General features: G+C 59.1%; 31 protein-coding genes. 18 read left to right on the top strand and 13 right to left on the bottom strand.

What is annotated here, in order from left to right; translation table 11 throughout:
- Window positions 1–44: 44 nt before the first annotated feature.
- From AC2FD8_RS01800 to AC2FD8_RS01780, 5 genes are read right to left on the bottom strand one after another with little or no spacing between them, the layout of a single operon-like run.
- Window positions 45–2,192 carry a hypothetical protein gene (locus tag AC2FD8_RS01800; RefSeq protein ID WP_496853586.1) on the bottom strand — a complete coding sequence of 716 codons (2,148 nt, stop codon included), beginning with the start codon at window positions 2,190–2,192 and terminating at the stop codon, window positions 45–47.
- Window positions 2,189–3,058, bottom strand: coding sequence for a flagellar motor stator protein MotA (gene motA, locus AC2FD8_RS01795; protein ID WP_496853587.1), 870 nt, complete (start codon window positions 3,056–3,058; stop codon window positions 2,189–2,191). Before motA ends, AC2FD8_RS01800 begins: the two co-directional genes overlap by 4 nt.
- Window positions 3,059–3,103: 45 nt before the next feature.
- Complete coding sequence (locus AC2FD8_RS01790) at window positions 3,104–3,688, bottom strand: MotE family protein (RefSeq protein WP_496853588.1); 585 nt, start codon at window positions 3,686–3,688, stop codon at window positions 3,104–3,106.
- Window positions 3,685–4,179: a hypothetical protein gene (locus AC2FD8_RS01785; RefSeq protein ID WP_496853589.1), complete on the bottom strand. Its 495-nt coding sequence runs from the start codon at window positions 4,177–4,179 to the stop codon at window positions 3,685–3,687. The genes AC2FD8_RS01790 and AC2FD8_RS01785 overlap by 4 nt, the downstream gene beginning before the upstream one ends.
- A gap of 9 nt (window positions 4,180–4,188) precedes the next feature.
- Window positions 4,189–4,686, bottom strand: coding sequence for a flagellar basal body-associated FliL family protein (locus tag AC2FD8_RS01780; RefSeq protein WP_496853590.1), 498 nt, complete (start codon window positions 4,684–4,686; stop codon window positions 4,189–4,191).
- Between the two features lie 119 nt (window positions 4,687–4,805).
- Here AC2FD8_RS01780 and fliF point away from each other — a divergent pair, with 119 nt between their 5' ends.
- The 4 genes from fliF to fliP are packed head-to-tail and all read left to right on the top strand — an operon-like array spanning window position 4,806 to window position 7,996.
- Window positions 4,806–6,398 (top strand): flagellar basal-body MS-ring/collar protein FliF, encoded by a 1,593-nt coding sequence (gene fliF / locus AC2FD8_RS01775; protein WP_496853591.1) that lies wholly within the window; start codon window positions 4,806–4,808, stop codon window positions 6,396–6,398.
- Window positions 6,398–6,994 (top strand): FliH/SctL family protein, encoded by a 597-nt coding sequence (locus tag AC2FD8_RS01770; RefSeq protein ID WP_496853592.1) that lies wholly within the window; start codon window positions 6,398–6,400, stop codon window positions 6,992–6,994. The genes fliF and AC2FD8_RS01770 overlap by 1 nt, the downstream gene beginning before the upstream one ends.
- A complete protein-coding gene (locus tag AC2FD8_RS01765; protein WP_496853593.1) occupies window positions 6,987–7,265 on the top strand; it encodes a FliM/FliN family flagellar motor switch protein in 279 nt (92 codons plus the stop codon). The genes AC2FD8_RS01770 and AC2FD8_RS01765 overlap by 8 nt, the downstream gene beginning before the upstream one ends.
- Entirely contained in the window at window positions 7,265–7,996 is a 732-nt protein-coding gene (gene fliP, locus AC2FD8_RS01760; protein WP_496853594.1) for a flagellar type III secretion system pore protein FliP, read from the top strand. The genes AC2FD8_RS01765 and fliP overlap by 1 nt, the downstream gene beginning before the upstream one ends.
- Before the next feature lie 177 nt (window positions 7,997–8,173).
- On the opposite strand, the gene AC2FD8_RS01755 is transcribed toward fliP, so the two are convergent.
- A complete protein-coding gene (locus tag AC2FD8_RS01755) occupies window positions 8,174–8,782 on the bottom strand; it encodes an MlaC/ttg2D family ABC transporter substrate-binding protein (RefSeq protein WP_496853595.1) in 609 nt (202 codons plus the stop codon).
- Window positions 8,772–9,542: an MlaA family lipoprotein gene (locus tag AC2FD8_RS01750; RefSeq protein ID WP_496853596.1), complete on the bottom strand. Its 771-nt coding sequence runs from the start codon at window positions 9,540–9,542 to the stop codon at window positions 8,772–8,774. Before AC2FD8_RS01750 ends, AC2FD8_RS01755 begins: the two co-directional genes overlap by 11 nt.
- Before the next feature lie 335 nt (window positions 9,543–9,877).
- Here AC2FD8_RS01750 and AC2FD8_RS01745 point away from each other — a divergent pair, with 335 nt between their 5' ends.
- From AC2FD8_RS01745 to AC2FD8_RS01730, 4 genes are read left to right on the top strand one after another with little or no spacing between them, the layout of a single operon-like run.
- Window positions 9,878–10,333: a RidA family protein gene (locus AC2FD8_RS01745; RefSeq protein ID WP_496853597.1), complete on the top strand. Its 456-nt coding sequence runs from the start codon at window positions 9,878–9,880 to the stop codon at window positions 10,331–10,333.
- Complete coding sequence (locus AC2FD8_RS01740; RefSeq protein WP_496853598.1) at window positions 10,330–11,097, top strand: glycerophosphodiester phosphodiesterase family protein; 768 nt, start codon at window positions 10,330–10,332, stop codon at window positions 11,095–11,097. Before AC2FD8_RS01745 ends, AC2FD8_RS01740 begins: the two co-directional genes overlap by 4 nt.
- 45 nt (window positions 11,098–11,142) lie before the next feature.
- On the top strand, window positions 11,143–12,330 hold the full coding sequence (locus AC2FD8_RS01735) for a GNAT family N-acetyltransferase (protein ID WP_496853599.1): 1,188 nt from the start codon (window positions 11,143–11,145) through the stop codon (window positions 12,328–12,330).
- On the top strand, window positions 12,327–12,620 hold the full coding sequence (locus AC2FD8_RS01730) for a 4a-hydroxytetrahydrobiopterin dehydratase (RefSeq protein WP_170379422.1): 294 nt from the start codon (window positions 12,327–12,329) through the stop codon (window positions 12,618–12,620). Before AC2FD8_RS01735 ends, AC2FD8_RS01730 begins: the two co-directional genes overlap by 4 nt.
- On the opposite strand, the gene AC2FD8_RS01725 is transcribed toward AC2FD8_RS01730, so the two are convergent.
- From AC2FD8_RS01725 to AC2FD8_RS01715, 3 genes are all read right to left on the bottom strand, one after another.
- Window positions 12,617–12,928: a hypothetical protein gene (locus AC2FD8_RS01725; RefSeq protein ID WP_170379420.1), complete on the bottom strand. Its 312-nt coding sequence runs from the start codon at window positions 12,926–12,928 to the stop codon at window positions 12,617–12,619. The genes AC2FD8_RS01730 and AC2FD8_RS01725 overlap by 4 nt on opposite strands.
- Before the next feature lie 14 nt (window positions 12,929–12,942).
- Entirely contained in the window at window positions 12,943–13,287 is a 345-nt protein-coding gene (locus tag AC2FD8_RS01720) for an EF-hand domain-containing protein (RefSeq protein WP_480542064.1), read from the bottom strand.
- A 346-nt stretch (window positions 13,288–13,633) separates the two neighbouring features.
- Window positions 13,634–14,119, bottom strand: a complete 486-nt coding sequence (locus tag AC2FD8_RS01715; RefSeq protein WP_496853600.1) for a peroxiredoxin — start codon at window positions 14,117–14,119, stop codon at window positions 13,634–13,636.
- Between the two features lie 99 nt (window positions 14,120–14,218).
- On the opposite strand from AC2FD8_RS01715, the gene AC2FD8_RS01710 reads away from it, so the two are divergent.
- From AC2FD8_RS01710 to AC2FD8_RS01695, 4 genes are all read left to right on the top strand, one after another.
- The gene (locus AC2FD8_RS01710) at window positions 14,219–15,430 is read left to right on the top strand and encodes an NAD(P)/FAD-dependent oxidoreductase (RefSeq protein WP_496854001.1); all 1,212 of its coding nucleotides are present in this window, start codon (window positions 14,219–14,221) and stop codon (window positions 15,428–15,430) included.
- Window positions 15,427–15,993, top strand: coding sequence for a 16S rRNA (guanine(966)-N(2))-methyltransferase RsmD (rsmD, locus tag AC2FD8_RS01705; RefSeq protein WP_496853601.1), 567 nt, complete (start codon window positions 15,427–15,429; stop codon window positions 15,991–15,993). The genes AC2FD8_RS01710 and rsmD overlap by 4 nt, the downstream gene beginning before the upstream one ends.
- Before the next feature lie 130 nt (window positions 15,994–16,123).
- Window positions 16,124–16,471 (top strand): hypothetical protein, encoded by a 348-nt coding sequence (locus tag AC2FD8_RS01700; RefSeq protein WP_496853602.1) that lies wholly within the window; start codon window positions 16,124–16,126, stop codon window positions 16,469–16,471.
- A 42-nt stretch (window positions 16,472–16,513) separates the two neighbouring features.
- Complete coding sequence (locus AC2FD8_RS01695) at window positions 16,514–16,693, top strand: hypothetical protein (RefSeq protein WP_496853603.1); 180 nt, start codon at window positions 16,514–16,516, stop codon at window positions 16,691–16,693.
- Here the strand turns inward: AC2FD8_RS01695 and map are convergent.
- A complete protein-coding gene (gene map, locus AC2FD8_RS01690; RefSeq protein ID WP_496853604.1) occupies window positions 16,681–17,493 on the bottom strand; it encodes a type I methionyl aminopeptidase in 813 nt (270 codons plus the stop codon). The two genes, AC2FD8_RS01695 and map, sit on opposite strands and share 13 nt — an antisense overlap.
- A 190-nt stretch (window positions 17,494–17,683) precedes the next feature.
- Here map and AC2FD8_RS01685 point away from each other — a divergent pair, with 190 nt between their 5' ends.
- Complete coding sequence (locus AC2FD8_RS01685) at window positions 17,684–19,348, top strand: tetratricopeptide repeat-containing sulfotransferase family protein (protein WP_496853605.1); 1,665 nt, start codon at window positions 17,684–17,686, stop codon at window positions 19,346–19,348.
- 111 nt (window positions 19,349–19,459) lie between these two features.
- Window positions 19,460–19,825 (top strand): hypothetical protein, encoded by a 366-nt coding sequence (locus AC2FD8_RS01680; RefSeq protein ID WP_496853606.1) that lies wholly within the window; start codon window positions 19,460–19,462, stop codon window positions 19,823–19,825.
- Here the strand turns inward: AC2FD8_RS01680 and sfsA are convergent.
- Window positions 19,822–20,529, bottom strand: coding sequence for a DNA/RNA nuclease SfsA (gene sfsA, locus AC2FD8_RS01675; RefSeq protein WP_496853607.1), 708 nt, complete (start codon window positions 20,527–20,529; stop codon window positions 19,822–19,824). The two genes, AC2FD8_RS01680 and sfsA, sit on opposite strands and share 4 nt — an antisense overlap.
- Window positions 20,530–20,580: 51 nt before the next feature.
- Between sfsA and AC2FD8_RS01670 the strand changes: the two genes are divergently transcribed.
- The 4 genes from AC2FD8_RS01670 to AC2FD8_RS01655 are packed head-to-tail and all read left to right on the top strand — an operon-like array spanning window position 20,581 to window position 23,498.
- Window positions 20,581–21,303 (top strand): competence/damage-inducible protein A, encoded by a 723-nt coding sequence (locus tag AC2FD8_RS01670; RefSeq protein ID WP_496853608.1) that lies wholly within the window; start codon window positions 20,581–20,583, stop codon window positions 21,301–21,303.
- Window positions 21,300–22,010: a GNAT family N-acetyltransferase gene (locus tag AC2FD8_RS01665; protein WP_496853609.1), complete on the top strand. Its 711-nt coding sequence runs from the start codon at window positions 21,300–21,302 to the stop codon at window positions 22,008–22,010. Before AC2FD8_RS01670 ends, AC2FD8_RS01665 begins: the two co-directional genes overlap by 4 nt.
- Before the next feature lie 16 nt (window positions 22,011–22,026).
- On the top strand, window positions 22,027–22,599 hold the full coding sequence (locus tag AC2FD8_RS01660) for a peroxidase-related enzyme (protein ID WP_480760081.1): 573 nt from the start codon (window positions 22,027–22,029) through the stop codon (window positions 22,597–22,599).
- Window positions 22,596–23,498: an OmpA family protein gene (locus AC2FD8_RS01655; protein ID WP_496853610.1), complete on the top strand. Its 903-nt coding sequence runs from the start codon at window positions 22,596–22,598 to the stop codon at window positions 23,496–23,498. The genes AC2FD8_RS01660 and AC2FD8_RS01655 overlap by 4 nt, the downstream gene beginning before the upstream one ends.
- Before the next feature lie 63 nt (window positions 23,499–23,561).
- Here the strand turns inward: AC2FD8_RS01655 and AC2FD8_RS01650 are convergent, their stop codons facing one another.
- The gene (locus AC2FD8_RS01650; protein ID WP_496853611.1) at window positions 23,562–24,467 is read right to left on the bottom strand and encodes a LysR family transcriptional regulator; all 906 of its coding nucleotides are present in this window, start codon (window positions 24,465–24,467) and stop codon (window positions 23,562–23,564) included.
- Between the last annotated feature and the right edge of the window lie 162 nt (window positions 24,468–24,629).

Raw genomic sequence — 24,629 nt, 5'->3', positions numbered from 1 at the left:
TGGTGTGGACAGAGCGTCTTGGACAAGATCTTAGATGATTGGCGTCATCGGTCGGGATCTTTTCCTTCCTCGGAAACGACTTCCGGATCAGGGAGCAATGCGAACAGGTCGGCAATATCAGCTCTGGTCTCCTGGCTGTCGGTCAATAAGCCACGGGCATCGGCCAGTGGCGTTTCAAGACGACGAGGCGGCAAGGCAAGTTTGTCCGAAATCTCGGCCAGTTCCGCAAAGCGTCCTTCAGGCCCAATACTTTCAGGGCTTCCAGCCAACCAGAAATACCGGTTTGCAATCTCGGTTTCGCCAAGATCACGGTACAGGTTCGCCGTTGCAGCCAGATCGCCGGTCGCCGCCAGCGCTTCAGCGCGCAGGTTGCCGGCAGCGGTTGACGCATCATCGGACAATTCCAACATCGCTTTGTGCGGCTTTTCGTCCAAAAGGGCTGCGCGCGCGCGCAATCGGGCACGTTGGGATCGGTCCGTGGTATCATGCGTCCGATTGGCGAATGCAGAGCTGTGAGCCGCAAATCCCAGTGCACCTAACCGGTCTGACACCGCAATAGCGGCTTGCGTGGTCAAGGCCATCGAGTCGCTGTCGGATATGGAAAACATCTGTTTCAGAAAAGTTACATCGTTTGACCGTTCTTCCAGCAGATGTATGTGGCGGTTTAGAACATCCGCGCGATCAACACCCTCGGGCATAGCCCGGATAAGGTCGTATGCCGTGTCGAACTCATTGTTCAAACTCAGCGCAACAATATGCGTTTTCTGCATCATGGGACCGGTCTTCGATCCACGAAACTCCAGCGCATAGGCTGCGGCAAGGGCAACGTCCTGCGGGGATATGGCCCCTCGCTCAGTCCAGCGTTTTTCGACCAGTCGCGCCACGGCCAAAGGGGCATCTGTTGCAGTTTCCGGCGTGGAAATGATCTCTTGCAGGATGGCATCGGCCATCTCAGAGTCACCTTCGGCCTGAGCGATCTGAGCCTTGGCAACACTGGGCTGTTCCGCCGTTTCAACGCGATCAACGGAACGCATCACCCGTCTCGCGGCTTCCAACTTGTCGGCATCGACCAGTATCGACGACAATCTCGGGCCCAAACTGCGGCGCAAGTGTCGGGGAAGGCTGGAAAACGACTGCTCTATCGCGTTCAAATCCGCATCCGGGCTCAGCTTTTGTTCACTGAGTAGAGACCAAAAAGCCGCATCACTGCTGCAACGCTGAAGGCCTCGAAAAGGGGTATCTTCTGCAGGCTCACGGTGATCTGTAAGCGCGGCTATAGCCTGCACCCAACGCTGTTCTTCGGAATGTTCCCCTGCCAAGTCGAGCGTTGCGACGGCCTCGGCACCAAACCCGTAAAACGCGTAGAGCCTTGCCATCTTCAGGGCTTTGACGGTGTCCACGCGATCAAACTCCTGAAACAGGCCAGAGCGCAGATCAGCGAGCTGTTCGTCAAACGGGCGCGCGTCGGACCATGTGTCGAACCCCAGTCGGGCGCTGCTGATACAGGCGGGCCGTCTTTCGATTTGAGGAATATCGGGTCCAAGAAGACCTTCCAACTCGTCCACGATCGTTGAGACATTCACATTCGCTGCAAAATTCGGCGGCACGAACGTGTCGCTTGGCAGAGTGGAAGTGCGAGGTCCTATAGCGGCGAGGTCCAGGTCCAGAACCTCTCGGTCTGCACCTTGCAGCAGCCTGGCCGAGAGTTGATCCTTGAACCCCTGCTGGTTCAGCGCCAATAGCGGCAAAGCCAATGGTTCCGGCGGGTCTTCTACCTCCAACGGCGGTAGAGGCGGAGGTAAAGGGATGTTGGCCGCTAGGGGCGGAGGCAAAGTGCCCGGCGAAATGTCCACGACGATCATCGACTGTTGAAACAGAAAGGCCGTGGCCACGCAATCGCAACCAAACTCCAAGTCAAGCGCGGCACCTGGTTCCGATTGCGACAGTGCAGACAGGCGATCCGATGTCAGTCGCCCAAAAACGCCGTCTGTCTGAAACAGGACATCTTTGATTGAAACGGTCAGGCGCGCCCCGTTCTTGCGGCGTGCTAGAGCCCACTCGGTGCCTGGCGGGACCTTTACGACCAGGCGGGTGTGGCTGTCATGTTCTCCAGACCGGACAGTCAGGGTTTCAGCCGCCGCTGCGGTTGCCATTGCGATCAGGATCAACGTGAAGAGAACTGCGTGTTTCATGCCGCCGCCTGTTTGAGTTCCTTGAGAGCGTCCTCAAGCTCCGAGAAACCGGGCCGGTTGTGGGTTGGTGTGTTCTGGCGGCCGACCTCGATACACATGGCGGCATTGTGGTTGTGCAGATTTGCCACCAAAACCTCTTTGATCAGTTGATAGAAGTGATTGTCTTCTTCCACGACGGTTTTCAGCTTGCCCGCAAAGGGCCCCACCAGACCATAGGCCAGAAATACCCCCAGAAATGTCCCGACCAGAGCGCCCCCGATCAGCTTGCCCAGAACCTCGGGCGGCTGGTCAATTGACCCCATCGTTTTGATCACGCCCAGAACTGCGGCGACGATCCCGAGGGCGGGCAATCCATCGGCGACGGTTTGCAGCGCATGGCTGGAATGCATGGCATGATGGAAATTGGCTTCCATTCGCTTTTCCAGAACTTCTTCGACCTGATGCGGGTCATCATAGTTCAGCGCGGCCGAGCGCATCGTGTCGCAGATCAGGTCCACAGCTTCCTTGTCGGCCTGGATTTTCGGGTAGGCGGAAAACAGGCTCGAGCTTTTGGGGTCTTCAATGTGCTGTTCAACCTCGACCGGGTTTGCACGTGCGATCCGGATCAAAGAGAAGAGAAGGCACAGAAGGTCCCGGTAGTCTTCGGGTTTCCACTTTGCCCCCTTGAAGACCTTAGCCATGTCTTTGATCGTATGTTTGACCCCGCCCATATCGTTGCTGATCAGAAAGGCGCCAACAGCGGCGCCGCCGATCATCATCATCTCAAACGGCAGGGATTTCATGATAATCGTCATCTTGCCGCCCGCTGCCAGGTAGCCGCCGAACACCATCACAAAGATTACGACAATTCCAATAATTCCAATCATTTGCGATCTCCGACAACTGTCAAATTAGCTTTGATAAGCACGTGATTATTCCTGTGGCGCATTGGCATTTCGGCCTGCCATAACAACGCTGATCGTATATGCAGCCTCGGGGCTGAGACCGGCCAGCACACCCGCTGCTGCATCGGCGGGCATGCGTGACAGGAAACCGGCAGCAAAACTCGGATCCATCGTCTCGAACAGGGCGGCGGCATCTTTAGGTTTCATGCTTTGGTAGACGTCCGTCAGCCGGGTCAGATCCGTTTCTGCCGCCTGGTCCGCCAGTGCCAATGTTTCCCGCAGGTCTTCTTCGGCCTGCTGTAGTGCGGCCAAGCGCGTTTCGATGGCCTCATGGGCAATCTCAAGCGCCTTTTCCCTTTCTTCCAGAGCTTCTTCCCGCTGTTTCAGGCGTTTTTCACGGCGCAGAAGTTCGGTCAAAAGCACTTGCAGATCCGGAGAGGGTTTTGACATCGGCGACTCTTCGGCCTTCGTCGGTTCAACCGTCTTGGCCAATGCAGGCCCGGCTTCCAGCCCTAGGCGAATCGCAGCGGACCCGATCATCAGCAGAGCAATCACCGCCAACACGCCGCCGCGGGGACGCGCCCTGCCTTTCTGCGTGCCAGGGCGTTTCATTCCGCAGCCTCCACACCCTGCCGTTTGTGCCGGAAAAACATCAAACCTTCAGGTGCTTTTTCGGGTTGCTCGGGCTTGTTTTCCTCGGCGGGCGTGTCGTTTGCGTCCGATTCCTGAGTGTCAGATATCTTCTCTGGCTCGGCCTTGCCCTCAGCCTCTTTGTCCGGTTCTGACGGCGCTGCCGGTTCAGGCGTTGCCTTTTCCTCCGGAATGACGTCATGCATCGAGGCCATCATCAACTCGAGCCGCTGCGCAACCGATTGCGCGCGCTCCGTCAGTTCTTTCAGATCATCTCCGGATTGGTCCGAGGCAACCCGCGCGCTGTCCAGCGACTTTTTCAACTCTTCCGCCTGGGTCGACAGCACTGCGACGGCCCCACCCACGCCTTGTTCCAGGTCCGTGAACCGTCTCAGGCGGCGTGACAGAACAAAGCAATACAGACCGGCGCCCAGCGCGCCCGCGACCAGCAAAATATCTGCAATAAGCTCCAATTTCGCCTCCTAATTCAGAACAAATTCCATCACCAGAACGTCGCGCACGCGACCCTCTCCGACGACGATTTCAATGCGCCGCAGCAGATGGCCCCGGATACGTATCAACGCCACAGAATCCTCGAGATCCGAAACCTCAAGCGCGCGAAGATATCCGTTCAGCACATCCATGATTCGCGGCTGCATTTTTTTCACATCACTGATGTAGGCCGAGTTAACTTCGAGCTGCGCGTGGAATTTCAGATGCCGCGACTCACCCGCATTCACCGACAGGATCACGGGCGGAAGATTGACGAATCCCACATCCGGCAGGGCCTTGGCCGGTTTGTCTTTTTCTGCGTCCAGCGATTCCGCCTTCTCGGGTTTTGCCCCGAAGGGCAACAGCCCGGTCGTGGTCGCAAAATAGCCGCCACCCGCCCCGACGAGCGCCAGAATCACTCCGACGATCAGGCCCATTTTTCCTGATTTCTTAGGGGCTTCTGCCTCTTTTGCTGTAGCGTCAGTCATGACGTCCTCATTCATTCGATCTGAAGCTGTCATAACCCGACAGGGACTAACCGATTGTTAAGGGCAATCGTTCAAACAAGGGATGCGCCGGGCAGAATGTCGGCGAGTCGGAGGTGAGCGTGCAGCAGATCGGAACTGTCTGGGCAAGTTTGGACAGGCGAAAGCAAATCATTGTCGTCGGCGCGGTTGCGCTGGTGTTTCTGGGGGTTCTCGGGATGTCCCGTCTTGTGACGGCACCGTCTATGACCCTTCTTTACGCAGGGCTGGAAAGCGGTGCCGCGGGCGATATCGTGCGCGCGCTCGATCAGCGCGGCGTCACGTATGAAATCAGGGGTGGCTCAATCTACGTGTCCAGTTCGCAGCGGGATGAGTTGCGCATGACTCTGGCCAGCGAAGGCCTGCCTGCCAATGGCAATCGCGGCTATGAATTGCTCGATTCGCTAAGCGGATTTGGCACTACGTCGCAGATGTTCGATGCCGCCTATTGGCGCGCAAAAGAAGGGGAGCTGGCGCGCACCATCGTCGGAGGCCCTCATGTCAGTCAGGCCCGGGTGCATATCGCAAATGGATCGACCAACCCGTTTCAGCGCAGCGTTGCGCCCACGGCCTCGGTCTATCTGGTTCCATCGGGCGGGCAGATAACTGGCGATCAGGCCAAGGCGATTCGCTTTCTGGTCGCCTCGGCGGTCAGCGGGCTAGCGCCGGAAAACGTGACGGTTGTGGATTCGAACGGTGCCGTGATTGGCGGCCAGGACACAGCGGTTGTGGCTGACACGGCGGATGACAAATCCCGTCAACTGCGTGAACGCGTGCTGCGACTTGTCGAGGCGCGTGTGGGCACCGGAAACGCCGTGGTTGAGGTCAGTGTGGACACAGTAACCAAGACCGAATCCATCCGCGAACGCCGCTTTGACCCAAAGGGGCGGGTCGCGATCAGTACAGATGTCGAAGAACGCTCGGACAGTGCGCGCAATCAGTCTGGCGATGTGACGGTAGCCTCCAACCTGCCGGATGGTGATGGCGCGGGCGGGGACGAATCGAACTCAAACGCGACGCAGACCCGCGAGCGTGTGAACTATGAGGTCTCGGAAACGGAACTTGAGGTTCACAATGCACCCGGAGCCATCAAGCGCCTGACTGTCGCGGTGTTAGTCAATGGCATCCGGTCAGTCGATGAAGCAGGGACGGAAAGCTTTGAACCCTTGCCTCAGGTCGAGCTTGACGCGCTAGAGGAGCTGGTGGCCTCAGCCGTTGGCTTCGATGCCGCTCGGGGCGATGTGATCACGTTGAAATCGCTTGATTTGCCGGTGGTAGAGCCGCAGGGAACACTGGCTTCATCCTCCATGTGGCAGAATATTCATCTGGACGCGATGTCTCTGATCCAGATGGCGGTGCTTGCACTTGTTTCGCTGGTTCTGGCCTTGTTCGTCATTCGCCCGATCCTGATGAAACCGTCTGCTGTCCCCGCCTTGTTGCCTGCAGGTGGCGGAGACGCACAGGATACTCAGGTTCTAGTCGGTGAGATCGCGTCAGATGAGGCGACCGAGTTCACGGCTCTGCCGGGACAGGCGCAGTCAGCTGGCGTACCGGCGCTTGGGTCGGACAGCAACGCAGATCCCGTGGATCGGTTGCGGGCGATGATCGGCGACAAACAGGAAGAGACGGTCGAGATTCTGCGCAGTTGGCTTGAAGAAGGCGAGGAGCGGGTCTGATGTCGATTGCTCACCTTCTTGAGGATTTCACCGCGCAGGTCGAAGGCGGCAAGCTGCATCTTCTGGACGAAGACGCGCTGGAGGAACTGCGCCTGGCTGCCTTCGAACAAGGCTATGGCGCGGGATGGGAAGACGCCGTTCAAGCGCAGGAACACAACCGGGGCCAGGTTTCGGCGGAACTGGCCAAGGCTTTGGAAGATATGTCCTTTACCTACCACGAAGCGCTGACACGCATGACCCTGTCGCTGGAGCCGATGTTCCAAAGCCTGGTGAACTTGGTGCTGCCGGATTGTATCGACCGCAGCTTTGCCCACCGCCTGTCGGAACAGTTGCAAGACATGGCACGAACCCAGATCGACCAACCCATCCAAATCCTTGTGCCAGAAGGGCGCGCAACCGAGGTCGAAGATTTGCTGTCATCGGATATGCCACAGCCACCGCGTGTGATCGAAGATCCGTCGCTGCAACCCGGACAGGCGCGGCTGCAGGTCGGTATCTCGCGGCGCGAGGTGGATTGTGCGGACCTGCTGACCTCGGTGCAGCAGGCATTTGACTCCTACATGTTTGAGGCGAAAGAGGCTTTGACCCATGACTGATACCCCATCCCAGAAAACCAACCCTTTTGATGCTGTCCCGATCGAGGTCACAGTTTCCGTCGGACGCGCCCGCCCGTTGATCCGCGACTTGTTGAACATGGGCGAAAATGCGGTGCTGACGCTGGACAAACGGATCGAAGACCCCGTGGATCTCTATGTCGGTGACCAACTGGTTGCCCGTGGCCTTCTGGAAGAGATGGAGGGCGATCAGGCCGGTCAACTGGCCGTGCGCCTGACCGAAATAGCAGACTTGCAGAACGGTATCGGCTGATGCGCCTGTGGCTCTGGCTGATTGTGGTAGCGGTGGCAATGTTGCCTTCGCTGGCTGCGGCGCAGGATGTGAGCCTGTCGCTTGGGGAGGGCGGGTCCATTTCGGCCCGGACGATCCAGTTGATTTTGTTGATCACCGTCCTCAGTCTTGCGCCCGGGTTGGCGATCATGATCACCTGTTTTCCCTTTCTGATCACGGTTCTTGCGATCCTGCGGCAGGGTATCGGGTTGCAGCAATCGCCGCCGAATATGCTGATCGTCAGTCTTGCGCTGTTCCTGACCTATTTCATTATGGAGCCGGTGTTCGCCGAAGCCTGGACCGTCGGTATTGAGCCTTTGATCAATGAAACGCTTGAGGTTGAAGCGGCCCTGGAACATGCCCTGAATCCGTTCCGTGAGTTCATGGCGGCGCGACTGGATGTGGATACCTTTCAATCCATGGCCGCGCTGCGCCCCGGAGGGGAGGGGATGGTCCTGTCTCCGGATGCTCCGCTTTCGGTCCTGATGCCGTCCTTCATGTTGTCGGAAATCGCCCGGGCGTTTCAGATCGGGTTCCTTATTTTCCTGCCTTTTCTGATCATTGACCTGGTCGTAGCCGCCGTATTGATGTCGATGGGCATGATGATGGTTCCTCCTGCAATCGTCTCGCTGCCGTTCAAGCTGGCGTTTTTCGTGATCGCTGATGGATGGGCTTTGATCGCAAGCGCGTTGGTGCGCAGCTATATGCCTTAGAGGGTCTCGGCTGGGCGTGGAACGAGAGGCATCTCCTGTTGAGAGGGCTTTGGAAAGCCACACACAGGTCCCGGAGTGAGCGCGCTTAGAAAGTGCAATCACCATCTTACGGGTGCAGAAATGAAAACGCCTCCGACGCACAGGGCGCGGAGGCGCGTTCATCAAACAAACAAGCCGTTAGCCGGTTTTTCCCAGGTCTTTGATCAGCTGATTCAGGTTGCCTTTGCGCGCATCCAGCATCGCCCCGATTTCGGTACGCTCGGTCAACAGCAAGTTCACACCCTCAATGAACATGTTGAAGAATTTGTCGCGACCGGATTTGTCAGAGACCAGGAAGGTCACATCAAAGGGCGATGATCCACGCAGCTTGACCGAGGTGCGCACTTCGTACCCGGCTTTGATTTTCCGCGCATTTCGCACATCCACCTGACCGCCAATGAATTCGCGGAACCGGCGTCCGTATTTGCGTGAGATATAGCCCTGAAACGCCTTGGTGAATTGCTTCAGCTGCGCCGGAGAGGCCGATCGGGCGTCCGCCCCAAGGGCATAACGCGCCATGATCGGCACATCCGCGTATTGCACGAAAATCTTCTCGAAATCGCGCAGCATGGCTTTTTCGGATTTGCCCGAGGCGATCACGCGGTTGATATCTGTGACAACACTGTTGACCAATTGCTTGGCACCGGCCTCGGTCAGGGCCAAAGCGGGCAGAGGCAGGGCAACAATAGCTGCCCCGGCGACAGAGGTTTTCAGGAAATATCTTCGGTTCAATGCGTTACTCAGCATAGGGGTCCTCGTAAGGGTCGAGAAAGGGGTCACTGACTGGGTCGGTTCCGGTGTTGGCATATGGATCATTGTAAAGATCCAGGAAGGCGTCCTCGTCGTCTCGTGTCAATTCGAAGCGGCGGTTTTGCAGATAGATCAGCCGGGCCTGCGCATAGCTGTCGGCACTTTCATAAAGAATCGAATCCACTGTATCAGAAAAACGGCCTCGATCCCCCATCCGGCGAACAACCTCGGCATAAACCCCCAGATTGTCCGCAGGGCGTACCGGAGTGAAGTTGATTGGATTCGAGAACAGGTTGACCACAACACCCACGGCGTCGCGGGTGGTTGAAGGCCCGTAAAACGGCAGCTCGACATACGCGCCTTCGCCGACGCCCCAGATGTGCAGGGTTTCGCCAAAATCCGTGTCGACGGGCGGCAGGTTCAGCTCATCTGCTGGAGCCGACAGGCCAAAACCACCCACGGTCATGTTGATCACGAACCGCAGCAGCGCATTGCCCATCTGTTTGGGATTGCCCTGCAATAGGTAGTCCACAGCCTGACCGGGCAGAGAGATGTTTTCTGCAAAGGTACTGAAGCTTGTCACCATCGGATCAGGGACGATCTTCACATAGCCTTTCGAGGCCGGGCGAAACAGAAACCGGTCGACGCCGAGGTTGAACTTGTGAATGCCTCTGTTGGCATTCTCGTAGGGGTCGAAAACCTCACCCCGGGCAGCCTGCTCGGGAGGTTGTGTCGCACAGGCCGACAAAACAACCATAAGTGACAGAACAATAAGATGTTTGAGGCCAAATCTGCTCGACACGGTGTTAGCTACTCCAATACTGCCCGGCAAAATTGCTTGGGCTATCAATCAGTACCCATGTGCTCCATCGACACAAGTTGCTGTCACATAGTGGTTCCGTCGGTCGAATGAAACACATAGCGTTAAACCCGGTAAATCAAACAAGGTAAAGTGACACGGCTTCAACAGTTCGAAAATAGGACAGGATACGCCCACTGATTGCAACGGCCAAAAAAATCGATTTCCGGCTTTTCCAGCGGCATCATCCCGGTTAGCGTCCGCCCGAGTAGAATTTGGGTGAGGACAATCACATGAGCATCTCGGAAAAACTGCAAAGCCTGGGCGTATCGCTGCCGGACGCACCAGCCCCTGCCGCCAACTATGTACCTTTCGTGCGCGTGGGCAATATCATCCATGTTTCGGGCCAGGTTTCCAAAACGGACACCCTGATCACCGGCAAACTGGGCGATGACATGGACGTCGACGCGGGTGCCGCGGCGGCCAAGGTTTGTGCGATCAACCTGCTGGCTCAGGTCAAAGCGGCCTGCGGTGGGGATATCGAGAAACTGGTGCGGGTGATCAAGCTGACCGGCTTTGTGAACTCGACCGCTGATTTCACCGCGCAGCCGCAGGTGATCAATGGCGCGTCCGATTTCCTGGTTGAGGCGCTGGGCGACGCGGGTCGTCATTCCCGCTCGGCCGTCAGCGCTGCATCGCTGCCGCTGGGTGTTGCTGTCGAAATCGAAGGTATCTTCGAAGTCCAATGACACCTGCTCTGCCGCCCGCGTTTCTGAAAGCCCCGATCGCGCACCGGGCGCTGCATGACAAAACAGACAACCGCCCGGAAAACAGCCGGGCGGCTATTCGCGCCGCGATCGAGGCCGGCTACGGGATCGAGATTGACCTGCAGCGGACCTCGGACAACCGCGCGATGGTGTTTCATGACTATGACATGGCGCGCCTAACGGGGCAGTCCGGCCCGATCCAGCAGGTCTCGGCGACGCAGGCGCAGGCCACGCAGCTGTTGCATGCCGAGGATGGCATTCCCACCCTCGATGAGGTGCTTGAGATGGTCGCGGGCAAGGTTCCGTTGTTGATCGAGTTCAAGGATCAGGATGGGGCCATGGGCACCGATGTCGGCCCGCTTGAGGCGGATGCCGTGCGGGCGCTAGAGGGTTATGACGGTCCCGTGGCGCTGATGTCGTTCAACCCCAACAGTGTGGCCGAGCTGGCCCGCCTGGCCCCGCATCTGCCACGTGGGATCGTGACTTGTTCTTACAAGCCCAAGGTCGAACTGCTGCCGCAATCGGTGTGCGATCACCTGCGCGACATCCCGGATTTCGACCGGGTTGGGGCGAGTTTCATCAGCCATGAGGTTCATGATCTGGACCGTCCGCGCGTGGCCGAATTGAAAGCGCGCGGTGTGCCAATCCTGTGTTGGACGGTAAAGTCGCCCGAACAAGAGGCAGAGGCCCGCGCCGTTGCCGACAATGTGACCTTCGAGGGGTATCTGGCCAAGCATCCGGGTTGAACCCGTCGCACCTCGTCACAGATAAAGAGCAGACGCGGAGGGCATATGGATCAGGCGCAGATCGAAATTCAGGTACTCGGGTCACTCTCGCAAGTCTCTGCGGCCGAGTGGGATGCCTGCGCCTGCCCAGAGGCGGCGGATGGCGGGCGTCCGCTGGATCCATTTACCACGCACCGGTTTTTGCTGGCCCTGGAAAACAGCGGCTCGGTTGGGCGGGTCACCGGTTGGCAGCCTCAATACCTGACGGCCTATCTGGATGGAATGCTGATCGCGGCGGCGCCTATGTATGCCAAGTCGCACAGTCAGGGTGAGTATATCTTCGACCACAGCTGGGCCCATGCGTATGAAAACGCGGGCGGGCGGTACTATCCTAAACTGCAGATCGCGGCCCCTTTCACGCCCGCCACCGGGCGGCGCTTTCTGGTGCGTCCGGGATATGAAGGGATTGGGATGTCCGCGCTGGTGCAGGGCGCTGTGCAACTGGCGGCAGACAATCAGGTCTCGTCGCTTCACGCGACTTTCTGCACCGAGGACGAGGCGCTGGCGGGTGAGCAGATGGGCCTGATGCTGCGCAGCTCGCAGCAATTTCATTGGCTGAATGACGATTACACGGATTTCGACGAATTTCTGGCGGCGCTGTCCTCGCGCAAGCGCAAGAATATCCGCAAAGAACGTGCGCAGGCCAATGGGTTCGGTGGTGAGATCCTGACCCTGACCGGCGATGACCTGCGGCCCGAGCATTGGGATGCCTTCTGGCGGTTCTATCAGGACACCGGCGGGCGAAAATGGGGCTCACCCTACCTGACGCGCCAGTTCTTTGATATCGCCCAGGAGACGATGGCCGGTGACATGGCTTTGGTGCTGGCAGAACGCGATGGGTATCCCATTGCAGGCGCGCTGAATTTCATCGGGCGTGAGACACTCTATGGTCGTTACTGGGGCTGTGTGGAACATCATGCCTGCCTGCACTTTGAACTGTGCTACTATAGGGCCATCGATTTTGCCATCGCACATGGCATGCAAAGGGTCGAAGCCGGAGCGCAGGGCGAACACAAGCTTGCACGTGGCTACCTGCCAACACGCACGCACAGCCTTCATTGGATTGCCGATCCCGGATTCGCCGATGCCGTCAAAAAATATCTGGACGCCGAAGGCCGCGCGGTGGGAGAAGAGATTGAGATTCTGACGGATTACGGTCCGTTCAGAAAATCGAACCCGGAGGAACAGCAATGACCGAGCTTTTGTCGACCGAGACCCGTGGCCCCCTTCTGGATCCGCTGTTCAACAATGGATGGACGATGGTTGAAGGCCGGGATGCGATCACCAAGACCTTCATCTTTGACAATTTCGTCGCTGCTTTTGGATGGATGACCCAAGTGGCGATCTGGGCTGAAAAGTGGAATCACCACCCCGAATGGTCCAACGTGTACCGCACGGTCGAGGTCGTACTGTCCACCCATGACGTCGGCGGGTTGTCTTCGCTGGATGCGAAACTGGCGCGCAAGATGGACGGACTGGTCTAGTCGCGATCCTGTCCGGACCCAATTCCGCCAGCCAAGGATGCCGTGATCGCCATCTGGCGGAACTCATCCGGCGTGACCGTGCCACTACTGACGTCGATATTGCCCGGAATGCGGGTCGTTTTGTTGCCTATAGACCGGACACTGCGCGCCGCTGGGTTGATGTCCAGACACCGCCTCTCATAGCAGGTCAGCCCGCTGGTGTTGATCTGGATGCGGGCCTGCCCGTCGGGACCGGTCACAACTGGGGCCTGTGGTACGTCACAAGCCGCCAATACGGCCAGCGCGCCGATCCAGATCCATCTGTTCATCTCACCCTCCGAGGTTAGTCCAACCGGCCGTTTCCATCCTTGTCCGCAGAGTCGAAATCGTTGCTCATCTGCGCATCGTATTCCGCTCTTGAGATAAGGCTGTCGCCGTTCCGGTCAACGTCCTGAAATTGCTCTATGTCGAGGAACGGTTTGGCCTCGGACAGGCCGAGCGTGCCGTTCTTGTCTTCGTCCATCGCCTGAAAGGCGTAGTCTGAGAAGGCATTGAACTCGTCCTTGGACAGAAAGCCATCGTTGTTCGAGTCGATGGCTGTCAGCTCTTTTTCATTTAGCTCAGTTACGTCGTCCGCAGCTGCGGCACTGGCTATCACAAGCGCGGCGATACAGATTACTCGTTTCATAGCTGTCCCCCTCAACATGCGAATCTTGCGCCACTGATACTTCCGGTAGCCGCACCTGCACCCGTCAGAATGGACTTGCCCGAACCGCCTCCGAACTGATTGCCGATTGCGCCCCCGATCAACGCACCACCCAAGGTGCCGCTCAGGCAGGCGATTTCATGTTGCCGTGCCGCTTGTTGCTGTGGTGTCGGGGCAGGGCCGCAAGCTGCAAGAAGGCCTGCGCCGCCCAAAATGAGTGAAATGGCCCTGAGATACATAAACCAAACTCCCCAGCTATATGCATTTGATATTCGCACACTGGGGAGTTCTATCAAGTTAAATTGGGTTTAGCCGGGGCTGAACAGCATCAGATGACTTCGAGCAAGCCTTCACCGGCCGAAATCTCGCAAGCGCCGGGGCTTTCTTCCAGGTTCAGCGCGGTGACCTTGCCATCTTCGACCAGCATCGCGTAACGCTGGGAACGCGCCAGCAGCCCGGCGGGCGGGGCGTCGAAATCCATGCCGATGGCCTTTGTGAACTCGGATGCGGCATCGCCCAGCAGGGTCAGGCCTGCGTCAGTCGCGCCGGTCGCTTCGCCCCAGGCTTTCATCACGAACGGGTCGTTGACGGAAATGCAGATGATTTCATCTACGCCCTTGGCGTTGAACTGATCTTTGGTGCGCATGAAGCTGGGCACATGGGCTGAATGACAGGTCGGCGTGAACGCGCCGGGAACGGCAAAGATCACCACTTTTCGTCCCGCGGTCTTGTCTGAAATCCGAACCTCTTCGGGGCCTTCTGCACCCATTTGGGTCAGCGTGGCGTCGGGCAGCATCTCACCTGTTGTAATCATTTATCAGCTCCTGTCGTTTGGATTTGCAGAGTCGGGCTATGCCGCAATATAGGTGGTCGGACAAAAGTAACCATGAGAATTCGACAGGGTGTGATGCACATGAGCCATATTGTCGTGATCGGCGCCGGGCAGGCCGGATCGTCACTTGTTGCGAAACTGCGCAAGGATGGGTTTGAAGGGGATATCACCCTGATCGGGGCCGAGCCGCATCTGCCCTACCAACGCCCGCCCTTGTCCAAGGCCTATCTGCTGGGCGAAATGGAGCTGGAGCGTCTGTTCCTGCGCCCCGAAAGCTTCTATGCCGACAACAACATCACCCTGCGTCTGGGCCAGCGCGTCACTGCCATTGACCCCAAGGCCAAGACCGTGACCGTGGGGGATGAAGTCATCTCATACGATGAACTGGCGCTGACCACCGGGTCGGATCCGCGCTATCTGCCTGCCTCTATCGGCGGTGATCTTCAGGGCGTTCATGTGGTACGTGATCTGGCCCATATCGACGAGATGGAGCCTCGGGTCACCGAAGGCGCGCGGGCGCTTATCGTGGGCGGTGGCTATATCGGGCTTGAGGCCGCAGCCGTATGCGCCAAGCGCGGGGTCAAGGTGACTCTGGTAGAAATGGCCGAGCGTATCCTTCAACGCGTCGCCGCCAAGGAAACCAGCGACTATTTCCGCGCGCTGCATATGGGTCATGGCGCCGATATCCGCGAGGGTGTGGGCCTTGATCGTCTGATCGGTGAAAACGGCAAGGTGATCGGCGCAGTTCTGACGGATGGAACCGAAATCGAGGTTGATTTTGTGGTCGTCGGCGTGGGCATCGCGCCGTCCAGCCAACTGGCCGAGATGGCCGGGCTTGAGCTGGACAACGGCATCAAAACCGACGCGCATGGCCGCACATCTGATCCGTCGATCTGGGCGGCGGGGGATTGTGCCTCGTTCCCGCATGGCGCGGGGCGCATTCGTCTGGAAAGTGTGCCCAACGCCATCGATCAGGCCGAGATCGTGGCTCAGAACATGCTGGGGGCGGCCAAGGATTATACAGCAACGCCCTGGTTCTGGTCGGATCAATATGACGTCAAACTGCAGATCGCGGGCCTGAACGCGGGCTATGATCGGGTTGTGACCCGTCAGGGCGAAGGTCAGACCGTGTCGTTCTGGTACTACAGGGGCGATCAGCTGATTGCGGTCGATGCGATGAACGACCCGCGCGCCTATATGGTGGGCAAGCGCCTGATCGACGCGGGCAAAACCGCTGATCCTGCCGTGGTGGCCGACCCGGCTGCGGATCTGAAACCGCTGCTCAAAGCGTGAGGATCATCGCCGGAGAGTTTCGGGGTCGTGCCTTGGCCTCGGTCGGCAAAGGGGATGCGGGTGCCCATCTGCGTCCCACCACCGACCGGGTGCGTGAAAGCCTGTTCAACGTCCTGAGCCATCAGATCGACTTTGAGGGCTTGCGCGTTTTGGACCTGTTCGCAGGCACCGGCGCGCTGGGGCTCGAGGCGCTGTCGCGGGGGGCTGACCATGTCACCTTTGTGGATGACGGGCGTGTGGCGCAGGGCCTGATCCGCAAGAATATCGACCTGACCCGCAGCGCGGACCGGACCGATCTGATCCGCCGGGATGCGACGCGTCTGGGTGAAAACCCGAACGCGCCCTACGACCTGATCTTTCTGGACCCGCCTTACGGCAAATCCATGGGCCAAAAAGCGCTGGCAAAGGCAGCCGAGGCTGGATGGATCGCTGAGGGGGCCTTTATCGTGTGGGAAGAAAACGCCCCGATGCAGGCACCGGATGGATTCCAGTTGTTGGACAGTCGAAAATACGGCGACACGCATATCTCGCTGATGCTTCAATCACTTGATCATGTGGGTTGATCCAGATTGTCTTAGTTCGTTTCAAAATTGAATTTGGGCGGCCAGCAATTTAACGTATCTCTGCCAAATTTGCGGCCAAATTCGCCTCTAGGCGCGGTGGAAACGCGGAACAACCCTTAAAGGACTTTCTATGCTTTTCAGAGCTGCCCTGACCTCGGCCATCGTGCTGGGGTCCTCCCCTGTTGTTGCAGGGCAAACACAACTCGATTTGAATGACTTTACAGTCAATTGCACCTCATCCGTGGATCAATCGAATGTGACGGTGGCGCGTTCGAGTGGGTCTGAAAAGGGCTACCTTGCGGCTGGAGACTTGCAGGGCGAGGCGGACATTTTGCCGGGGTTGGACAATCTGACGTTTTTGCTGATTCAGGAGGGTCAGGTCGTGAACTTTGCCTTTGACCTCGTGAACCTCGAATATGACATGATGATCAAGGGTTCCGCACAGCGATTTGACAAAGGCAGCTGTACGCCCTCTTGATCCGGTTTTGAGGCGCGGGCCGGATCGTGCTAAGCTTCTGGCATGGACCGCGCCCTACCGCCCTTGTTCTGGGGACTGGCTCAGGACACTGACACAGAAACTGGCTCGCCGCGCAAACCTGCACGCGCGCCGGTGTTCATCCACGACGCGATCACGCCGTGGGGGGCTGAGACGATGCTGCTGAAACTGCTACGGGATCAGGCTGCCGATCAAGACGAATAGGTCGGATGGAAGGTGCCGCCGGGCGACAGGGTAAAGATCTCGACCCCATTTGCGGTTACACCGACCGAATGTTCAAACTGCGCCGAGAGTGACTTGTCGCGGGTCACAGCCGTCCAGTCATCAGCCAGAGTCTTGGTTTCGGGGCGGCCCAGATTGACCATGGGTTCGATGGTAAAGAACATCCCTTCTTCCAGAACGGAACCGGTGCCGGGGCGGCCATAGTGCAGTACGTTTGGCGGCGCGTGGAACACCCGGCCCAGCCCGTGACCACAGAAATCGCGGACAACGCTCATGCGGTGCGCTTCGACATAGGATTGGATCGCGTGGCCGATATCGCCAAACGTGTTGCCCGGCTTGACCATTTCGATGCCTTTGAACAGCGCATCATGGGTGACCTGAATCAGGCGCTCGGCCTTACGCGGCAGTTTGCCTGCGACATACATCCGCGAGGTGTCGCCGAACCAGCCGTCAACGATGACGGTCACGTCGATGTTCAGGATATCACCGTCCTTTAGCTTTTTCTCGCCGGGAATGCCGTGGCAGACCACGTGATTCACGCTGATGCAGCTGGCGTGTTGATAGCCTTTGTAACCAATCGTGGCTGAGGTCGCGCCCGCGTCCTCGACCATCTGGGTGATGATCCCGTCGATCGCACCGGTGGTTTGGCCGGGGAAGACATGTTGCGCGATCTTATCCAGTATCTGCGCCGCCAAAGCCCCTGCCGCATGCATGCCGGCAAAGTCACCTTGTTCATAGATGCGGATACCATCCTTGGTCAGACGGCCACGGTGTTCTTTCATGGATGCAAGGCTCCAAATGTTTCGCGCAGTGTGTTATTTACGCTGCTTGTGCAGAAAGTTCCAGAGGGTCCTGCGTCGCAGGGTTGAACCTGGGGCGGGTGACGATCCGATCACAGGTGGACGCGTACAGCGATATAAACTAGCACAGAAAAGATAGTTCTCGGGTGTAAAAAAGAAGAAGGGCAGTCAGATGCAGAAAGCCGACCAGCTGAGGGCCGAGATTGCCACCATTAGCGAAATGCTCAAGACCGGGCGCGCTGACCGGGCGATGAAGCGTGCGGTCAAGGCTGGGAAGAAATGGCCCAAGATGCCCGCGTTTCCGCAGATGGCAGGTCTTGCTTGCATTCACCAAGGGGATTTCAAACAGGCACAGACCCATCTGGAGCGCGCCTGGAAGATGGAGCCGGAGAACCCCGACCTGATCCAGAATTTCGGGCTGAGCCTTGTTCAGGGCGGCGATGCTGGCAAGGCGCTGACCCTGATGAACAAAGTTGCGGCCAAGGCTCCTTTGACCCCGCCGCAACGCTACGTTCGCGCCATGGCCCTGTTGCAGGACCGTCAGCTGAGCGAGGCGCTGGTGGATGTTGATGAGGTTCTGCGTCACCAAAACGGCAATCTACAGGCCCATTGCCTGAAGGCTGATATTCTGGATGAGATGCACAAGTGGGATCAGGCCATCGACGTCCTGTTGGCCGTGGCCGAGAAGCACTCGAAATTCCACTACGGTCAGCTGCGACTGGCCAAAGGTCTGGTCGGTTTGGGGCGTATGTCCGAGGCGCTGACACATGGCCGCGCCGCCTTTGCGCTGGCTCCCGAGGATCCCGAAACGCTGGAATTCGTAGCAACTCTGCCGAACTTGTCGGCTGAGGATCGAGCGGATTTGCAGGTTCGGACCTCTAAACTGCTAGAGGCGGGCGATGCCAACCGGGAAGCCGCCGCCACGGTGCATTTTGCCGCCGCGAGCCTTGCGAAACAGGATGGCGATACGGCGACCGAGATGCTCCAACTGCGCAAGGCGCATGAACAGTTGCAGCATGGGTTCAAAAGCTGGGAAACCCGTGCCGAGAAAGCCTGCCGTCAGCGGCTGAGCGCGCCTCTGCCCACCCCCGCCTCAGCGCCGCGCACCGATATCCCGCGCCCGGTGTTCGTGGTTGGCTTGCCGCGCTCCGGCACCACTCTAATCGAGCGGATTTTGGCCTCGCACTCCGCCGTTCAGGGGCTGGGAGAGTTGGCAGGCGTGCATCACTGGGCCCGTAAGGTCGAAAGCCAATCGAGCGCTGTAAGTGACGCGCAGGCGCTGGCTGACTATTACGCGGAGAATTTGCCCCAGACGGCGGAAGGAACGCGCGCCTTTGTCGACAAGGCGCCGGGGAACTATGCTTTTCTGGGGGCGATTGCGCAGGCCTTCCCGAACGCCGTGATCCTGAATGTCATGCGCGATCCGCGCGATGTGGCGCTGTCGATGTGGCGCACGCATTTCGGGGCGGGCGGCCTGTATTACACGCATGATCTGAGCTGGATGGCGGCCGAAGCCAACCGCTATCGCCGCTATATTCAGCACTGGCATGCCGTGCTTCCGGGGCGCGTCCATGACATAAGCTACGAACATCTGGTGAATAATCTGGAGGACGGTGCCAAGGAACTGGCCCAGCTCTGCGACCTGCCTTTTGAACAGGCGATGCTGTCACCCGACAAATCCTCGGACGCGATTAGAACGGCCAGTAATCTGCAGGCTCGGAAGCCGGTCAACACGGCTTCGGTCGGGGGTTGGCAGGCTGTGGCCCAGCATTTTGAACCGTTTGTGAAAGGGTTGGACGCCGATCTTTGGCCTGAAGTCTTCACTGATCAGGCCTGAACTCCAAGCGCGGGGTTCAAATTCCGTTGATCATTCCGCCCGCGCGTGGCCATCCGCGCTGCTTTGCGGCACGGTGCCACGGAGAATGCATCAGCGGGAACAGGGGCTGAGATGGTCAGAGCGATTGCTGCTCTTCTGGTTGTTCTGACCTGCGGTTGCCGCGAAGAGGTGACGATGCTGACACAGGATCAGCTTGCGGCGCTTTTAGTAGAGGATCGCCAGATTGTCTTGAATCGTGCTGGCATCACCGGCACGGCACGCGTGAACACCGACCAGAGTCTTGAAGTCGAGGTCCCCCGGCTTGGCCGGGACACTGGCGTCTGGTGGTTGGAGGGCGACAGGATCTGCAGCCGCTGGGAGACGTTCCGCAAAGATCAGGACCTCTGCGCTGTGGTGGGGCGGGTTGAGGATGGCGCCTATCGCGGCTACACACCAGGGCGAGGCTCTTATCTCGGAGAGTTCACTCTCCTGCCTTAACCGATTGCCCAGGCCTTCGCCGCATCGACCTCGATCCCCTGTGGAGAGATGGTGGTGCCGACGACCAACCGCTCAACCCCCTGCGCCTGCGCCGCGTCAAAGGCCGCCGCATAGGCCGGGTCGATATCGGCGGCCAGCGCAAAGCGGTCGCAATCGGTGCGCTGCACCAGATACAGCATGATCGCGCGGTGGCCCTGCTCGGCCATGGCGGCCAGTTCATGCAGATGTTTGGTGCCGCGCGCGGTGACGCTGTCGGGGAATTCGGCCAGACCGGGCTGGCGGGAGAGGGTGACGCTTTTGACCTCGACATAGGCATCTGGCAGGCCGGGTTGGGTCAGCAGGAAATCTATGCGGCTGTTCTGGCCGTATTTCACCTCGGCCCGGACGGATTTGTAGGCGGCCAGTTCGGGAATCTCGCCGCACTCCAGCGCCGCACGCAGTGCCCGGTTCGGCACCGAAGTATCAACACCTGTGAAATGGCCATTCTCGTGATCAACCAGCCGCCAGCCATATTTCAGCTTTTTCTTCGGATCGTCATTGGGTTCCAACCAGATTTTCTCACCTGGTTCAGCCAATCCCATCATCGAGCCCGGATTGGCGCAATGGGCTGTCACCTCGCGCCCATCCTCTAGCGTGCAATCGGCCAGAAAGCGTTTGTAGCGGCGGATCAGGCGGGCGGGGACAAGGGGGGTTTCAAATCGCATGGCCTAGGGCCTATACCTGCCCCATCAGCCGATCAAGAGGGGGCGTGCGCCATGGCCAATCCAACCGCTGCAATGCTTGTCATCGGGGACGAAATCCTCTCGGGCCGGACGCGCGATGCGAATATGCACTATCTTGCGGGTGAGCTGACCAAGCATGGCATCGACCTGAAAGAAGTGCGCATTGTCAGCGATGACGCCCCGGCCATCGAAGCGGCGGTCAAAGCGCTGTCTGGGTCTTACGACAATGTCTTCACCAGCGGCGGCATCGGGCCGACACATGACGATATCACCGCCGATTGCATCGCCCGCGCTTTCGACACCCCGATTGACGTGCGCGACGACGCGCGCGCGCTGTTGCAGGCGCATTACGACAAGTCGGGGCTGGAGTTGAACGAGGCCCGCCTGCGCATGGCTCGCATTCCAGACGGAGCCACGCTGATCGACAACCCGGTCTCAACCGCGCCCGGTTTTACCATCGAAAACGTGCATGTGATGGCCGGGGTGCCCTCGGTCTTCCAAGCCATGGTCGCCAGCGTTTTGCCGGGCCTGACAGGCGGCAGCCCGCTATTGTCGCAGACCTTGCGGGTGGATCGGGGCGAAGGCGATATTGCCGCCACGCTGTCTGCACTGGCCGAGGGGTTCTCGGACCTGTCCATCGGCTGCTATCCGTTTCAGATCAACGGGGTCTTCGGCGCCAACGTGGTGATCCGGGGGACAGAGGGTGCGCGCATCGACGCGGCCATGACCCAATTGGCAAAAGAGCTTGAGTTGTGAGCATCAACTGGCCCGACATCGTTGACGGAACATGGCCCGCTGCGCGCTATGAGGCCCTTGGCCCCTTCCGCCTGCGCCAAGGGCAGGGCGGTGGATCACGCGTCTCTGCCGCCAATGCGCTGGGTGACGCCACCGAGGCCGATATCATCGCGGCCGAGGGTGCCATGCAGGCCATGGGTCAGAAGCGCATCTTTTGCTTGTGGCCCGATGACCAGAAGCTCGACGCTCAACTGGAAGCGCGCGGCTATGAGGTTCTGGACCCGGTCAACATCTACGCCTGCCCGCCGGAACAGCTGACCGATCAGCCTCTGCCTCGCGTGACCGCGTTCGGCATCTGGCCCCCGCTTGCGGTGATGGAGGAGATCTGGGCCAAGGGCGGTATCGGTCCTGAACGTCTGGCCGTGATGGCGCGTGCTGCGGTTCCCAAGACCGCGTTCCTGCTGAGGCATTCCGATCGCCCGGCGGGAACTATGTTCACGGCCATGCAAGGCGAGGTGGCCATGGTGCATGCGCTTGAGATTCTGCCCATTCACCGCCGTCAAGGCGCAGGCCAATGGGCCATGCGGGCGGCGGCGTTCTGGGCGCGGGACAACGGGGCGAAAACGCTCAGCGTGATCTGTACAAAGGCCAATGACGGGGCAAATGGCCTCTACCGTGCGCTCGGGATGGAGATTGTCGGGGAATACCATTATCGTCAACGTGTCTAAGGAGTTAAGAAAGCCCGTGACCCAGACCGATCTACCCACCGCGCTGAACCTGCCAATGGCTGACCCTTTGCCGCCCGAGACGCAGAAATACTTTGACGTCTGTCTCGAAAAGCTGGGCATGGTGCCGAATGTGCTGAAAGCCTACGCGTTCGATATCGACAAGCTGAATGCCTTCACGGCCATGTATAACGACCTGATGCTGGCAGATAGCGGGCTGTCCAAGCTTGAACGTGAGATGATCGCGGTGGTCGTTTCCTCGATCAACAAGTGCTTCTACTGCCTTGTTGCCCATGGCGCTGCCGTCAGGCAGATGTCCGGTGATCCGCAATTGGGCGAGATGCTGGTGATGAACTACCGCACCGCCCCTCTGGATGCGCGCCAGCGTGCGATGCTGGATTTCGCGGCCAAGATGACCACTGCCAGCGCCGAGATTGAAGAGGCCGACCGCCAGCACCTGCGCGATCAGGGCTTCAGTGACAGGGATATCTGGGACATCGCCAACGTCACCGGTTTCTTCAACATGTCCAACCGGGTGGCCAGTGCCACCGCCATGGCGCCCAACCCCGAATACCACGCGCAAGCCCGATGATCCGAAACCTCGCCTTTGCCCTTTGTCTGATGCCCGGGCCGGTTCTGGCGCAAGACCTGACCCTGCCCGCCAGCGCCCGTCAGATCAGCGAGAGGACCTCGCCCCTGGACAGCTATGAGCTGCCCACAGGTCCCGCCGTCGATGGCAAAGTGCCCGCCCGTACGGTTGAAGGGCGGGTCGAGAGGCTGACATGGCGCTTGCAGGCGGGTTCCAGCACGACGTTGCAGTTGCTGGCCCCTCTGCGCGATCAGCTTGTGGCGCAGGGCTATGACATCCTGTTCGAATGTGAGGCCCGCACATGCGGCGGGTTCGATTTCCGCTTCGGAACCGAAGTGGTGCCAACGCCGGATATGTATGTCGCCCTTCGCGATTATCGTTTTCTATCCGCCATCAAAGGGGATGAGACGCTCAGCCTATTGGTCAGTCGCAACCCGCCGGATGGCTATGTGCAAGTGATCCGCGTCGCGCCTGTTGATGCCCCGGCTGCAACCCCTGTGGTCGCTGAACAACCCGCCAGCGGAACCGAAGGCCTATTGGACGCGCTGCAGCAGTCGGGCCATGTGATTCTGGACGACTTGCATTTCCGCACGGGTGAGGTGGCGTTGGGCGACGGTCCGTTCGCATCATTGTCGTTGCTGGCGCAGTTCCTGGCTGACAACCCGTCGACCCGGCTGGCGTTGGTCGGGCACACTGATGACACCGGCACGCTGCTGGCCAATACCAAAGTCAGCACCGAACGGGCGCAGGCCGTGCGCACCCGCCTGATCGACACGCATGGCGTCGCTGCTGATCGGATCGAGGCGCAGGGCGTTGGCTATCTGGCGCCGCTGACCTCGAACGCAACCCCGGAAGGGCGCGACCTGAATCGCAGGGTCGAGGCGGTCTTGCTGGTCAACTGACGCCTGCGCACAAAAAAAGGCCCGCACGCAGAACGCACGGGCCTGTCCAGTTCACCGGGAGAATTACCAGTCCATCGCGCCTTTTTCGGCAAAAGCGTCGACGAGGAAGTCAATGAAGGCCCGTACTTTGGGCTGGGTGAAGCGGCCCGGAGGATAGACCGCGTAAACGCCCTGCATCTCATCTGGCAGGGACGGCATGGCATCTACAACCTCGCCTGAATTCAGCGCGTCGGCGTAAAGATAGCTGGGCAAATACGCGATCCCGAGGCCCGAAACCGCCGCATTCAATAGCGATTGCCCGTCATTCACGCTGAGCCAACCGGCAGTACGCACCTGTCGTTTCTCGCCCGACGGGGCCGTCAAGCGCCAGACATTGCCCGAGGATTGGCTGGAATAGTGCAGCAGCTTGTGTTCGTTCAGATCGTCGATCTTCTGCGGCCGACCGTATTTCTCAATGTAGCTGGGGGCGGCGACCATGCGCTTGACGGTCTCAGTCAGCTTGCGGGCGCGCAGGGTGCTGTCTTCCAGCTCTCCAATGCGAACGGCGACGTCAAAGCCTTCGGAAATCAGTTCCACGTAGCGGTTGTTGAGCACCATGTTGACGGTGATGTCGGGATATGTAGCCAGAAAATCCGACAGCACAGGCGACAGATGATTTACGCCGAAATCCGTGGCCACGCTGATCCGCAGCAGGCCCGAGGGGGCCGATTGCATCGCGGTGACCAGCGAATCTGCCTCACCTGCGTCATTCAGGACCCGGCGCGCGCGGTCATAGTAGGCCAATCCTATCTCGGTCGGGGAAACGCGCCGAGTTGTTCTGTTCAGCAGTCGCGCCCCAAGCCGCGACTCGAGACTCGACACGTGTTTGGAAACGGCTGATTTGGAGATACCCATCTTCTTGGCCGCATCGGTGAAGCCACCCTGGTCCACCACGTTGGCAAAGGCTTCCATTTCGGTCAGTCGATCCATTCTCGTTCCCCAGGTCTTGATACTTTCAGCGACTTTCGCCTGCAATCTGGGCGGAATCGGGGCAGACATGGGATAATATCAGGGTTTTGAATCGGATCGTTTGCGTATCAGAAACGCGGAAACAGTCTTTTCGCGGGATGATGATCGCCCTGAAATGGCGCG

Source organism: Ruegeria sp. YTSC192 (assembly GCF_059609705.1).
This window is presented reverse-complemented; position numbering and strand designations above follow the sequence as displayed.